Origin of the sequence: Paraburkholderia sabiae (assembly GCF_030412785.1) — a bacterium.
Classification (GTDB): domain Bacteria; phylum Pseudomonadota; class Gammaproteobacteria; order Burkholderiales; family Burkholderiaceae; genus Paraburkholderia; species Paraburkholderia sabiae.
In genome coordinates, this window is the sequence record NZ_CP125298.1 from 80,012 (window position 1) to 93,011 (window position 13,000).

Genomic DNA, 13,000 nt, shown 5'->3' on the forward strand with positions numbered 1-13,000 from the left:
ACGCCTATGCATCCCAGTCCAGAACTGAACACGATCCTCAAGCAGTTGCGCCTCTCGGGCATCCTCGACTCGCTCGAGCAACGCAACCGTCAAGCCATCGACGGGCAACTTGCCTACACGGAGTTCCTCGCCACGCTTCTGCACGACGAGGTCGCGCGGCGAGAGCAGAAGAAGCTCGGCGTGCGGCTCGCCCGCGCTGGCTTCTCCCTAGGCAAGACGCTCGAGAACTTCGACTTCGACCGCGTGCCCAAACTCAACCGCGCTCACATCTATGATCTCGCCGCCGGCCGCTATATCGACGAGAAGGTCTGCGTGCTGATGGTCGGCCAAACCGGCGTCGGCAAGTCGCATCTCGCGCAGGCCCTGGGCCACTGCGCCGCACGCCAGGGCCGCGATGTCCTGTTCATCACGCAAACCGAATTGCTCAAGAAGCTGCATGCAGCACGGGCGACTGAGCTCTATGAACGCAAGTTGCAGCAGTTCGTGCGCGTTCCGGTGCTGATCGTCGATGACTTTGCACTCAAACCCCTGCGTGCGCCCCACGACGAAGACTTCCACGACCTGGTCGCCGCCAGGTATGAGCGCGCGGCAACTATCCTGACGTCGAATCTCGACTTCAGCGAATGGGGCGACGCATTCCCCGACAACCGCATCCTCGGTGCTGCCACGCTCGATCGGCTACGGCACGGCGCCTACCGTGTCGTCATTGAGGGTGAGAGCTTCCGCAAGCCGAAACCGATGCCCGAAAACGGCGAAAACGTGGTTGCAAAATCAGGCAAAAAAACGCATTCTTGAGTCCCTTCGAAATCGCGTTTCGGGGCCATTCCAGGTGGCCTCATTACGCCGATCATCCCCGGCTCGATTACGCCGATCCGTGACACCGGGGAACGAGCGTGACAGGGCGGACGCCGCACGGTTTTCGGACGACATCAGTGCAAGGCGAAGCATCGCCTCGCGTTCGAGCGACGTTCCGACAGGTATCCGGGAACCCGAGTGCTTGAGCCGGTCGATGTCAGCCTCGTCAATGGTCAGGGTATCTCCCATGTCCTGTGCCTTGTCGAGTACGACCATCGCGGTCATCAGTTTGGTCAGCGACGCGATGGGTCGGAGATCGTCAGCATTCTTTTCCAGCAAGACTTCGCCGCGCGTGACGTCGTACACGATCGCGCTCGGGGAGTAGAGCGACGGGGTGTCAGCACGCGCGTGTAGAAACGTGGCCGCAAGCAGCAGTGCGCAGATCGATTTCTTCATGTCATTCTCGCTTCGGACCTGCGAACCGCAATTCGGAGGCGAGGGCACTCCATGCGCAAGATCGTCTTCCTACAACATAAATGTAGCCGCTCGAATCAGGATCGGGTGTTGGAAGGCGAACGGATTTTCAAGGCCTCGGACGCAAGTCGCCGAAGCGCGCGGCGACGATCGGAAGAGGGAAGGCGCTGTAGAGCGGGAGCGATGTCGGGCAGCGCTTTTCTGAGCCGCTACGTGGGGAGGCACTCCGTGTGCTCAGGTCGATACAGGGTGAGGATTTCCAGGAGTCGCGCCGGTTCTAACCCCAAGATCAGGGCGAGTCGGGATGCTCGCGATGCGATGTATCTAACAGCCTTTTCATCTTCGCTGTTTCCCCCAACTGAAAGGCAACAGGGCCCGCGCGATCCAATCCATCTGTGGCAGCCGGCGTTCGTCCAGCAGGAAAAGGTGAACTCGTCAGTCAGCGTGCTGCCGCGCGAGTGGACTCCCTGCAAAAGGGTCGTCGCGCCAGTCGATCGTCTTTCGCGGGCTTTCCTGCACGGGTGGCGCCGATGCCACCTCAAAATGTTCGAGTCTTTGTCCTGCGCTAATCGCCTGCTTCAGCCACTGGGGCATTTCCCCGTCGCCTGTCCAGTTATCGCCAGTAGCATTTTGATACCGGGCTGGTTTCTGCCTTGTCTGATTGCCCGCTATTGCTGAAGCCAGGTCGTCCGGCTCAATGCCATATTCTTCCATCCGGTGGCGGAGATAAGCGATTATGCTGTCCCGCTTACGTTCACCCATTCGTTTCCTTCCTTGAGTACCGTCCGACTATTTCTTCCAAATGATCTGCGGACAATCTGTTGTCTTAAGCCGATTTGATCTGCTCAATCGCGCCGAGTGGGGAGCGGCAGTCGCCGCTTACCAGAAGATTGAAGCAGCAGTTATCTCGTCAGCGTGCGCATTTGAGGTCGCGGTTTCGGCGCCGGGGCTGAGTGAAGCCGGGGGCGCGCGGTTCGGCTATCGCCGCTTTCGTAGCGCGGCGATCGTCGTTGCTCATCCCTTTTGGCGCTGCCTTAAGCAAGGCCGACGAAGCACCCGGATTATTCGTTCTGAGCTTGAGTCTCTTTCGATTGTAGCGTGCCACTATCGACGTGCGTCTTACTTGCTGGCATAGTTCGGCCACTACTACATACATAAAGAGGAAATCATGGCTACGCTCGAAAACGTGCAGGCGAAAATCGCCAGGTTGCAGGCCCAGGCCGAAGCGCTTGCCGCAAAGCAGTCGTCCGGCGTGATCGCGAAGATTCGTGACATCATGGAAAAGCATGGCCTGACCGTTGCGGACATCGAAGCACATACCGGCGGCAAGAAGCGTGGTCGCAAGCCAGGCGCCGCAACGGTAGCCAAGTCAGCAGTGTCGGCAAAGTACCGTCATCCGAAGACGGGTGCTACCTGGACGGGGCACGGCCGCGCGCCGGCGTGGATCGCGAGCGTACGTGACCGGACGAAGTTTCTGATCGACGGCAGCGTTGCACAACCCGCCGTTGCCGCAAAGAAACCCGCGAAGGCGGGCAACTACGTGAAGGGCCCCCAGGCGCCGAAATACCGTGACCCAAAGAGTGGGGCGACATGGAGTGGTCGCGGTCCGGCGCCGGCATGGTTGGCTGGTGCCAAAGACCGTTCGAAGTTTCTGATTGTCGCCGCGGAAGCGGGCGGTTCAGGCTCGAAGGCCGTTTCGTCCACCAAGGCAACCGTAAAACAAGCCGCGACCAAAAAGGTAAAGGAAAAAACGGTTGTCGCGAAGAAAGCCAAGGCACTGCCAAAGCCAGTATCAGCGAGGAAGGCCGCAGTCAGGAAAGCTGCGGCGAGGAAGGCGGCTGCGAAGCGGGCGCCGAACAATCCGATAGCAGTTGCACCTGCCAGCGAGAGCGTCTCGGTGCCCGTCGCGGGCTGATTGTCAGTGAGATGACGGTGATGAGCAGGGCCTGCCGGTCCTGCTCGAATCGGTGAACCGGAATGCTACCCCGTGCACGGACTCCCGACACGCTGAACCTAAAAAACTTGACCGGCACGGGCGGGTCACTTGTCAGGGTAGCGCGCGCCGCTTAGACAGGCTTGATATTGGCGGCCTGCTTGCCCTTCGGCCCCATCTTCACTTCGAAGCTGACTTTCTGGTTTTCCTGCAATGACTTGAAGCCTTCAGTCTTGATTTCGGAGAAGTGGGCGAACAGGTCTTCGCCGCCTTCGTCCGGCGTGATGAACCCAAAGCCCTTTGCATCGTTAAACCATTTAACTGTACCTGTTGCCATTTTTGAACCTGTAGACGTTTAAAATCCGCGTTCGCGACCGCCGTTCCACACAGAGCGGCCGCCCGCGACAGAAGAATATTTACCACGGCGGGATGATACCTGCCAATCGGTACGTCTGCCGACAACACATGGTCTGCTTTTCCCTGACCCGAACCGGCTGAGGCGCTGGTCGCGCCGACGGACGGTGGCTGCATCGCTGTTGCGGCGTTTTGCGTTAGCGCGACAACGGTCCCCTGTCGCCGCGGAGACTGAATTGACTGGCGCGCGGCAGCCGGTTCCGAAGCTCGCGAGCCATCGACACATCACAGATTCTCTCAGGGCCACACGCAAGCGGTCGGCAGCGGACGTCGTCTCCAGTGCGTCGATAGATCTTCACGGCCTTGCAGCGGTCGGGGAAAAGGCCGCTATCTTTAGCGCCCCAATCCACCCGGAGGTGATCCAGGTCAACGGCCTACTCGTATGGTGAGCGCGCGGATCACATCAGGCTGCATGCATCGGGAATAGCGGTTCGCGGAAACCGAACCCCGATATGAGCGTTCAACTGCGGTGAGGCCTTGGGCGCGACCTCACCGGCTTCTACTTGAGGGTTTTCCTTAGCCTCGGGCAAAGCAACAACGCCGATGATTGGCCGTCGGTACATGCTAGGATTTCTTTCAAACAACTCGGGAAACTGCTATGCCGTTCATCTGCGAAAACGTTGAATGTCGTGCTGTGCTGGCCCGCGGGCAGGTCAGATCCAATCACGAGGACAGCGGATGGTGCTTCTACTGCCCGGACTGCAAAATCAGGAACGAGTTGAAAGATATTGGCCTGCCTGGCGGTCCAGTAGAGTTGGTTCAGCCAGAAAGATCCGACCTTCCGCACAAGGTAATAGCGGCTGCTCGACCACTGGAGGACGGCAGGTACGCAGCGCAACTGCGTGTTCAGAGAGCACTCGGTATGAAAGGAACGTACGCAGTCGAAGAGTACTGGGAGCAGCTCGGTGTATTCCCCGACGCGCAAGAGGCCGTAGCGCATGCGAAGTCTTTCGCAACAGACATGCTGGAGCGAAAGGCCTAGCCGCGAGTAGGCCGCCGGATTGCGCCATACCTGTCAATGCGTGGAGTTTACGGCAGGCCCACGACCGTAGATCCGCGCAACAACCCGGCGCTGTAGGGTGTGCATGCAGCGCAGAAAGCGGTTCAATGTGTCTAAACGGATACCGCAGCACCACTCCGAATTCTCCATTAAACAAGATGTGACTGGCTTGCAGTCAACCAACCTTGACTCACGAAGCACCACCGGCAGTCAGCATGACGAATAGTCTCGCTGCTTCGTTGCCGTGTGACAAAGCGCGAAGTGCGAGGGAGAGCGCTAGCTGTGCGTCGTGGGAGACCGCGCTCCGATCCTGATCGAAGAGCTTAACGGCATGGCGCATATGCTGCGCCGCCTGTGTGTGAAGCTCCACGGCAGCCGCATGATGTTTAGCGATGCCCGCGGCACTTACGCCTGAGACGATTGATGGAGGCGTTATCGACGGCGTACTGGCGCTGTGCGCGCCAGCGTCGTGTGCCTGATCGATCGCATGCAACGTATGTCCATGGGCCATCATCGCTTGATGTGCGGCGTGGGCAAAGTCTCGACCGTCCTCGAAATGCCGCGACGCCTCACGGTGATGTCGTGCGGCCTGCTCGTGGTGTGACGCCGCGGCCTCGAGATGACCTTTCTTGCTGTGTTTCGTGCTCACGGCGGCTCCTGTGCAACTTCAGGACTGACTTCGATGACCACCGATTCGAAGACACTGTGGCGGGTCGCAACAAGATCCTAATCTAACGCACTTGCGCCTTCTGCGGCGTTCGCGCCTCGTGGAAAATCGGCACCACTTTCGGCCTGCTTTTCGAGTCGGGGCGATGTGATGATCGCGCATATTGAACCGCGCGAACAGGGGTCACCCTGATTTCCGTGCAATTTTCCGGTTAGGACGATTTAGGCTATATAAGGCTTTGCGAACCGCCCCTAATATATATTGGCGCTAAATCAAGGAGTTGCTGTCTCGTATCAGAACCCATATTTTTCGCCCCTAGAGGCGACTCGCGGCCAATAGCCGGTCGACGAACTGGGACGTTTTTGTTGCGATGACTGGTTCACAGCGGTCAGCAGCCATTCCGTTCTCGAAATGGGTTGTCTGTCAGACGCAGGTCGATACCGGTCTGCATGGACGTTGGTCGGAAGATGCTGTGAGCGACGTTGCTGCTGTGGGAACGCAAACGATCAAACACCGATGCCGGAGACGACCAACCTTGACTCGTGCCGACGGCAGGTAGAATACCGAACATTGCTGTCCATCATGTGTTTGAGAGGGAATCCGGGCGTGGCAACGTTACTAGAATGTCTGAAGTCGCTTCCCAGCGACCTTGTGATGCGTGATATGGCAGCGGTGCGCAATGAGGTTGGCACGGTTGCGGAACACATAGGCTGGTTGCATCGTGATGAGGATGGGTATGAGGTTCGCAAGGAACCCCGCAACTACGGGCAAAAAGAAATCATAGCGATCGGTTTGATCGGAGGCCCCGCCATGTACCGCCAGATCTGACAGACGCTGCCGTAGAAGGGGCAGTTGGGGTCATGCAGCGCAAACGTCGCTCAGGTAAGCCCCGATCCCGGCAACGCTCAGCGCGCTGACACTTTGACGGCTTGACTAATTCCATATGGAACCAACGATGGCAGCAGCACACCATTCTGATGTTAACGCTGTACTTCGCATCGTCGGGGCGGAGGATTGTAAGCGCTCGTTTGAGGACACCGATCGTCGGGACTGTTCAGTGACCGAATGATTTTGTGAGGCGCCGCTGTCTTTCAAGCTCTTCATGAAGCTGGCGCCGATGCCGTCTGAAGGTGAAAAGGATCTCCCTCATGATGCGCAGTAGCTCCCCGGCCTGTGACGAATCCATCCCGTTTCTCTGCGCTTCCTGAACGCGCTCTTCTTGCAGGCTGATTCGCTGCAGCGCTTCCAGGATATGGCGATCCGCGAGCGCTAGCGCTGATTCTTCCTCAGTCAGAAGCATCACGGTGGCCTCCCCGGTTCGAGATCGCCGCAGCAAGCGTCGCGCTTGTGCCTGTACGAGCATACACCTGGCAAATCTGACGTGGACGTCCTCGCGGCGGATCATCCAGCAGTGCCGTATTGCGCGGCCTTCAGCACGAGCGACTTCTGAGCGCCGACTGCGCGAAGGCGCCGCAGGCGCAAGCAATGGGGCGTTGTCGCAGGTTACGTCAGACAGGGGCGCCAATTTCGGCGGAGCGTTTCGCGAAGTTGAATGGCAGCAGGTCAGCGACATCGGCGTCCGGCCCGCGCTGTGGCAATGCGGTCAACACATGCACGAGGTAGGCGTATGGCTCGACGTTGCAGGCCCGACACGTGAGCATCAGACTGTAGACCATTGCGCTTGCTTTCGCGCCGGCAACCGTGTCACTGAACAGCCATGAGGACCGGCCGGTACAGAATGGTCTGATGTCGCTCAATGACGTTATTGTCGATGGCGGCACGCCCGTCGCTCACGTATCGACAGAGATACGCCCACTGGTTTCTTGTGTATGAAATCGCCTTGCCCAGCAGGCTTTCTGGCAAGACCTGCAGCGCCTGTTCGTCCAGCCAGGCTTCGAACGCTTCGAGCAATGGCACGCTGTGCTGCTGACGCAGCCGGTACGTATAGTCGACCCGTGTCTCGCCGTCGGGCAAATCGGCCTTGGTGAGCGTTTCGACCTGATATAACGCCTTGAAGTATTCCAGTGCCTGCGCGGCACGGCCGCCCGGTTTCTTCATGCCCTTGAGGGCGTCGACGAAGGCTCGACGGGCGTGAGCCAGGCAGCCGAAGTGCATTGGACCTTCGAGCGTGCGCCAGGCGGCGTATCCGTCTGTCATCAATAGGCCTTCGTAACCAGCGAGGAACGCTTGGGGATATTCCTGCCCGCGCCCCTGTTGGTAATCGAACAGCACGACCGGCTGCGCGCAACCTTCGGCGCTGCGGCAAACCCACATGTACGAGGTGCTCTGCGCCGCTCTGCCAGCCTCCTTGAGCACCTGCACCGTTGTCTCGTCACCGTGAATCAACGGCTGAGACAGCAGCGTCGTGCGCAAAGCCTCATAGAGCCGGCTGTAGTGCAGCTCAGCGGGCCGGATGACCCAGTTCGCCAGCGTGCCGCGTCCGACTTCGATGTCGGCGCGTCCCAATGCGTTGGCCATCCGGTATAGCGGGGTTCCGTCAACATACTTGCCGGCGGTCACGGTGGCGATCATCGCGGCACTTGCATTGCTGCCCGGCAATGGCTGCGCTGGCATCGGTGACGTTATCACCGGCGTGCGTTCGGCATGACGCTCGCAATTGCGACACGCGTATTTGAAGCGCACATGCTGCAGCACCGACGCCTTCGTCTCGATATGCAGCTGTTCGCTGATCTCTTCGCCCATACGGTGAAGCTCGCGTGCGCAGCACGGGCATATCTTCTGGTCATCAGGCAGGTCGTATTCGATGCGCTGACGAGGCAGATGCGCCGGCAGCGGTTTTGCGTCCAGGACTGCGCCGCGCTACTTCCGGTGGGTCCGGCAAGCCGGTATCGGGCAGTATGAAGGTGTCTGCCGCAAGGTCATCGTCGTGTGCTTCGGTGGCAGCGATCTGCTCGGCTTCGTCGAACACGCGATCGCGCAGCTTCTCACTGCTCGGCGCGAAGCGTTTGCTCTGCGCCAGGCGGAATTGTTCCTCCAGCTGGGCAATGCGTTCGCCCAGCTGACGGTTACGTGACTCAAGTTCACGGATATAAGCCTGGGCGGCGGGCGGTAACCGCGAGAAGTCCTCTTCATTCATGCCCCAGGATAGCCGAACACAACACGCTGAGGGTTTACGGAGATTTGTAACAGTCACCCGTGCGTTGTTTGCCTGCCGGCCCGGTACTCAGCTGGCATGACGGTACCGCCGCGCTGGATGACGGCGCATTGCATCGATGTCGATGCCTTCCAATAGCCAGCGCAACTGCTCTGTCGTCAGCTCGATTACCGCCTGTTGCCGACGCGGCCAGACAAAGTGATCCTCTTCGAGACGCCGTAGCAGCAGCCAGAAACCGTTGCGCTCGTAGAACAGCAATTTGATCCGGTTGCGTCTGCGGTTGTGGAAGGCGTACACGGCACGCGCAAACGGGTCCAGTTGCATGGACTGCTCGACCAGCGTCACCAGAGTGTTGATGCCTGCCCGGAAGTCTACTGGCTCGCGGTGCAAGAACACCTTCAGGTCGGCCTCGAAGCGAAACATCAGTGCCGTCCCAATGCCGCGATCATGGCGCTCACGAGAGCGGCGTCGTGTTCCGAGCATTCAAGCTCCAGCTTCACGCCATTGGGCAACTCGGCCGACAGCCAAGCCGAGGTCGGCGACCGCGAAGACCGGTGCGGCGACTGATCTAGTTGCTGCGCGCATACAGCCGGCGTTGAAGCAGGCGCGGGCGCCGGATTCGCGATCGCGACGACTGGCACAAACGCCGACACTGAAGCGGTCATGTCGCTGTTGCTCACGGGCGTTTCCGCCTGCCGGTGCAGCCGAACCCATTTGCGCAACTGGTTGGCGTTCACCCCAGCCTTCAGCGCGAGACCAGACAATGACGCACCTGGCTGCTCGCAGGCCTCGACCAGTCGCCGCTTGTCCAGAGGATCGAAGCTGCGCTTGCCGCCCATCCTAACGCGCGTCACGCGCAGAGGCAAAAAAGAAAGGTCATCCTGGGGCATGAATTGCGTCCGCAAGTTGTGATTGCGGACGCAATCGTGGAGCTTGCTGGACGCAAAAGCTAGGTGGGGAAATTGCGCGCTTACGGAGGATTTCTCCGATGACGGGGAGCCAGGGGTAGTAGTTGTCGATGGAGCCTTCGCGACAGCAATCATGGCGGAAGTCGTGACGGATTCGCGCGCACGCGCGCGGATGGGATTGGAGGGGCGGCCGGTGCGCATAAGTCGGATGGGTGGTTTGGAAATTTGGTGCGAAGCGTGGCGTCCTGTCGCATCCACGCTTTAAGTTCCGCCCAGTGGTTCGGTCCAATCGACCTCATGCCGAGATATTCGCAGGTCCAGACCTGATGCTCGTACAGTGTCTTGTAGCGCTGATAGAGCGTACGGAGCGAGGCGATTGTCGGGGTAGGCAGGCCGAGCCGCTCGCCGACATAGCGCAACAGCTGGCGTGGCAGCGTGCCGACATGATCGAGCGTATGACCACTGGCGCGCAGAAAGACCAACTGGATCGCGACACCGGCACGGGAATCCCGCCGAAATCGCTCGTTGACCGCGGCGACGTCGCTATCGGTCAACGCGAAATAGCGCTCCACGTCGAATTCGGAAAGTCGGGCGGGCAGGCGATCCTGTCCCACATAGCGAAATCCCAGGCCTGGCATCTTCTGCCCCCTGTCAAGGTCGCGCGATAGGTAGTCGCGGGCAGGCGCTTTTTGGGCCTCGTGATAACGGTCAGAGCCGATGGCAGCCTTATAGATAAAGGCTCTGCGGCGGAACCGCCAGATTTAGCACGAAAAGGACGATTACCCCTCAATGCGCTCACTCGGGGAGACGCCAGCGGATACCGCGCGCACGACGATGTCGCGATCCGTCAGCATCCCGATCAGGGTCACTCCGTCGCAAACGGGCAGCGCACCGACATTCAGATCGTCCATCATTTTGGCCGCGTCGCGTAGGGTTTGCGTCGGTCGGATCGTGACGGGATCTCTGGTCATCACTTCGGCAACTGTGGTCATGGCTAGGTCCTGGATATGGAAAGATGGCTTGCTCAAGCGAGCATCGCTTATTCCAGGGCTTTGAGTGGCGACGCAGGATTCCGGGGCTGCTCACGGTTGCACCACGCTGCACGGCCCCGGAGGCATGTGAGCAGCTTTCAATGGACTTCCCGTTTCCGTCGCTCGCCAAGTTGCTCGAGAGTGACGAATACGATCGCACGTGAGGCGGTGCATAGCTTGTCATATGCGTCGCGTTCTTCGGTTGCGTTCAGGCTGTTGTTCGTCGTTTCGGCGCTTCGTCGTCGAGTCCATCGAGGTCAGTAGCTCTGTCGCAGCCCGGAACGTCCACGAATCTCTTATGCCTCAGGATTCTTCAAGTCGGCCTCGATCAGTAGCGAGCCATGCGCCGTGGCCGCGGCTCTTGCATCGTCCACGGTGAGGAAAGGGCCAATCGGCGACGCTCCCTCAAATGGATAGAGCTTGCGTCCATCCGTTGTTCGCACCAGTGCGAGCTCGCCGAAGAACCGCCCGGCGGAGACGAACCTCGTCGTCACGTAGACGACGTAGTCGTCTGCCGTCTCTGGGCGAGGCTTCCCGCTGGGTTCAAACAAAAGTTTCCGACGTACCATGTCGCGCTCCAGGTCTTACAAGGCATACAGCAAACGCAATGCCGATGCACTTTTGCTGTCGCAGGGCACGCTTCGTTCCTTGGAGTTGACCGTAGAAGCACGCGATCAGAGGTTCGTTGGATTGCCCGGATCGGTCTTTCCCTTCCCGGCGTTTTCGCGGTGGTCGCCCAGATCGTTGCGGTTATCTCATTCCGTGATCTGCGCCTCGCCTTTGAGCTTCTTCGCGTCGTTGCCCGTTATCGAGCCGACGCCCTTGTTGTCGTGCCGCGCGACGACAAGTTACAGGTAAGGGCATAGCGTATGCGAGGTGCGGTTCACCTTGAACAGAATCCGGAGTACACGTCATGGTAGACGACAGCCCGTCGCTTTCGCGCCGTAAGTTGATGCAGGGAGCCGCCGCTGGCATGGCAACGGCGTTTGCAGGGACGACGCTCGCGCAGGAGAGTGCGGATCGCTCGGCAGCGCCCGGCGCGTCTCCCACCACGTTGCCGCGTGATCCGCGCGGGCTTTATCCGCATCCGCCATTTCCCGAACAGCAGCAACCATGGCCGGGCTTGGCGGGCGCAATGAATCCGCGTCCCGATCATGGAGAAAGCAGCTATCGCGGCACGGGCCTGCTCGCGGGCCGCAAGGCGCTGATCACTGGCGGAGACTCGGGCATCGGCCGCGCGGTCGCCATTGCCTTTGCTCGGGAGGGTGCCGACGTCTCGATCGTCTACCTGCCCGCGGAAGAGCCCGATGCGCGCGAAGTCGTGCAACTGATCGAGGCAGCGGGGCGCGCGGCGATAGCAATTCCGGGCGATATCCGCAACGAGTTCTTCTGCGTGAAGCTCGTGGATACCGCCGTCAGCGGCATGGGAGGTCTCGACATCCTCGTCAACAACGCGGGCCGACAGAAAAGCCACGATTCGATCCTCGATATCACGACCGAACAGTTCGAGTGGACATTGCGCACCAACCTGTTCGGCATGTTCTGGATTACCAAGGCGGCTATCCCGCGTATGCCGGCCGGGTCCGCAATCATCAATACGGCTTCGGTGAACGCGTACGACCCCTCGATTAATCTGCTCGACTACGCGATGACCAAGGCGGCAATCGCGAACTTCACCAAAGGACTCGCGAAGCAGATGATCAAGCGCGGCATCCGCGTGAATGCGGTCGCGCCGGGGCCTTTCTGGACACCGCTGCAGGTGAGCGGCGGTCAGTCGATGGACAACCTGCGCAAATTCGGCGCGCAGACGCCGATGGGGCGACCCGGTCAGCCAGCCGAGATCGCTCCCGTCTATGTGACGCTCGCAGCGGCCCAGGCGAGTTATGTGACGGGGCAGGTGTACGGCGCGTCGGGAGGCGAAGGCAATCCATGAACATTGCCGGGGGCACTTCGAACGCCGTCGCGTAGGGGAGAAGACGTGAGCACCATAGCGCTGCTGGCGGCGGTAGCAGGCTTCGTCGACGCAGCCTGTTTCCTCGGGCTCAACGAAGTCTTCACCGCACATGTGACTGGTAATATTGCGGGCCTGGCGAGCTCTCTTTTTAAACCTTCGCCCGTCGCGTTGCTGCGCGTCGAGGTACTCATTGCATTTGCGGCGGGTGCAGTGGGAGCGCGCATCATCACGCTCGGTCGCAAAGCCGACACTCCGATGCGTACCCTGCAATGCATTGTCGCTAACGAGGCGCTGTGGCTCGCTCTGGTTGTCGCTGCCGAACTTCTTCTCGTTGACGGGGCCTTGAAGCGCTACGCGATAGCCGGATGCGCGTCGGCCGCAATGGGATGTCAGAGCGCGGCAAGCAAGCTGCCCTCTGGGATCGGCCTGCCGACGACCGTGATGACAAGCAACTACACGCAGTGGCCGATCTCGTTGCTGGAGGCGCTGTTAGCGCGCGGGAGCGAGGCGTCGCAGCGGAATGCCGCCTTCGCCAGCCTGGTCAGTATGACTGTGGCGTTGCTCTCATTCGCTGTCGGGGCAATCGCGGGCGCGGCTTGCGAGTCGGGCGCGGGGTTCGTGATGTTGGGCATCCCCCTTGCCGCATTGCTCGTATGGTCTGCCATGACGGCGTTGCGCTCGCAACGGGCGTGACGTGCATGGCGAGCGC

General features: G+C 60.1%; 14 protein-coding genes and 3 pseudogenes. 6 read left to right on the forward strand and 11 right to left on the reverse strand.

The features are described 5' to 3' along the window. Positions 1–6 precede the first annotated feature (6 nt). Positions 7–795: an IS21-like element helper ATPase IstB gene (gene istB / locus QEN71_RS42990; RefSeq protein WP_290468285.1), complete on the forward strand. Its 789-nt coding sequence runs from the start codon at positions 7–9 to the stop codon at positions 793–795. On the opposite strand, the gene QEN71_RS42995 is transcribed toward istB, so the two are convergent. Both QEN71_RS42995 and QEN71_RS43000 read right to left on the reverse strand, forming a co-directional pair. Beyond that, a complete protein-coding gene (locus QEN71_RS42995) occupies positions 772–1,251 on the reverse strand; it encodes a D-alanyl-D-alanine carboxypeptidase family protein (protein ID WP_233472110.1) in 480 nt (159 codons plus the stop codon). The genes istB and QEN71_RS42995 overlap by 24 nt on opposite strands. A gap of 453 nt (positions 1,252–1,704) precedes the next feature. Further along, entirely contained in the window at positions 1,705–2,031 is a 327-nt protein-coding gene (locus QEN71_RS43000; RefSeq protein WP_201659392.1) for an H-NS histone family protein, read from the reverse strand. A gap of 406 nt (positions 2,032–2,437) precedes the next feature. On the opposite strand from QEN71_RS43000, the gene QEN71_RS43005 reads away from it, so the two are divergent. Continuing rightward, positions 2,438–3,184, forward strand: coding sequence for an H-NS family nucleoid-associated regulatory protein (locus QEN71_RS43005; protein ID WP_201659389.1), 747 nt, complete (start codon positions 2,438–2,440; stop codon positions 3,182–3,184). Between the two features lie 151 nt (positions 3,185–3,335). Here QEN71_RS43005 and QEN71_RS43010 read toward each other — a convergent pair whose 3' ends face one another. After that, entirely contained in the window at positions 3,336–3,539 is a 204-nt protein-coding gene (locus QEN71_RS43010) for a cold-shock protein (protein ID WP_007577962.1), read from the reverse strand. Positions 3,540–4,214: 675 nt separating this feature from the next. Here QEN71_RS43010 and QEN71_RS43015 point away from each other — a divergent pair. Then, the gene (locus QEN71_RS43015) at positions 4,215–4,598 is read left to right on the forward strand and encodes a hypothetical protein (protein WP_233472109.1); all 384 of its coding nucleotides are present in this window, start codon (positions 4,215–4,217) and stop codon (positions 4,596–4,598) included. 208 nt (positions 4,599–4,806) lie between these two features. On the opposite strand, the gene QEN71_RS43020 is transcribed toward QEN71_RS43015, so the two are convergent. Further along, positions 4,807–5,265: a hypothetical protein gene (locus QEN71_RS43020; RefSeq protein WP_201659386.1), complete on the reverse strand. Its 459-nt coding sequence runs from the start codon at positions 5,263–5,265 to the stop codon at positions 4,807–4,809. A 624-nt stretch (positions 5,266–5,889) separates the two neighbouring features. Between QEN71_RS43020 and QEN71_RS43025 the strand changes: the two genes are divergently transcribed. Continuing rightward, complete coding sequence (locus QEN71_RS43025; RefSeq protein ID WP_233472108.1) at positions 5,890–6,111, forward strand: hypothetical protein; 222 nt, start codon at positions 5,890–5,892, stop codon at positions 6,109–6,111. Positions 6,112–6,337: 226 nt separating this feature from the next. Here the strand turns inward: QEN71_RS43025 and QEN71_RS43030 are convergent, their stop codons facing one another. From QEN71_RS43030 to QEN71_RS43060, 7 genes and pseudogenes are all read right to left on the reverse strand, one after another. Then, positions 6,338–6,586: a hypothetical protein gene (locus tag QEN71_RS43030; protein WP_201659383.1), complete on the reverse strand. Its 249-nt coding sequence runs from the start codon at positions 6,584–6,586 to the stop codon at positions 6,338–6,340. A gap of 205 nt (positions 6,587–6,791) precedes the next feature. After that, positions 6,792–8,380: pseudogene (gene tnpC, locus QEN71_RS43035) on the reverse strand (IS66 family transposase). Between the two features lie 87 nt (positions 8,381–8,467). After that, entirely contained in the window at positions 8,468–8,821 is a 354-nt protein-coding gene (gene tnpB, locus QEN71_RS43040) for an IS66 family insertion sequence element accessory protein TnpB (protein WP_201659380.1), read from the reverse strand. Next, positions 8,821–9,288 carry an IS66-like element accessory protein TnpA gene (gene tnpA, locus QEN71_RS43045; RefSeq protein ID WP_201659425.1) on the reverse strand — a complete coding sequence of 156 codons (468 nt, stop codon included), beginning with the start codon at positions 9,286–9,288 and terminating at the stop codon, positions 8,821–8,823. The genes tnpB and tnpA overlap by 1 nt, the downstream gene beginning before the upstream one ends. Positions 9,289–9,545: 257 nt before the next feature. Continuing rightward, positions 9,546–9,944, reverse strand: a pseudogene (locus QEN71_RS43050) (DUF4158 domain-containing protein); the annotation flags it as partial. Positions 9,945–10,088: 144 nt separating this feature from the next. Beyond that, positions 10,089–10,298 (reverse strand): annotated as a pseudogene (locus QEN71_RS43055) (CBS domain-containing protein); the annotation flags it as partial. A gap of 335 nt (positions 10,299–10,633) precedes the next feature. Continuing rightward, entirely contained in the window at positions 10,634–10,906 is a 273-nt protein-coding gene (locus QEN71_RS43060; protein ID WP_201659378.1) for a DUF6723 family protein, read from the reverse strand. Between the two features lie 344 nt (positions 10,907–11,250). On the opposite strand from QEN71_RS43060, the gene QEN71_RS43065 reads away from it, so the two are divergent. Both QEN71_RS43065 and QEN71_RS43070 read left to right on the forward strand, forming a co-directional pair. Continuing rightward, on the forward strand, positions 11,251–12,270 hold the full coding sequence (locus tag QEN71_RS43065; RefSeq protein WP_201659374.1) for an SDR family oxidoreductase: 1,020 nt from the start codon (positions 11,251–11,253) through the stop codon (positions 12,268–12,270). Positions 12,271–12,315: 45 nt separating this feature from the next. Further along, a complete protein-coding gene (locus tag QEN71_RS43070; RefSeq protein ID WP_201659371.1) occupies positions 12,316–12,984 on the forward strand; it encodes a YoaK family protein in 669 nt (222 codons plus the stop codon). Positions 12,985–13,000 lie beyond the last annotated feature (16 nt).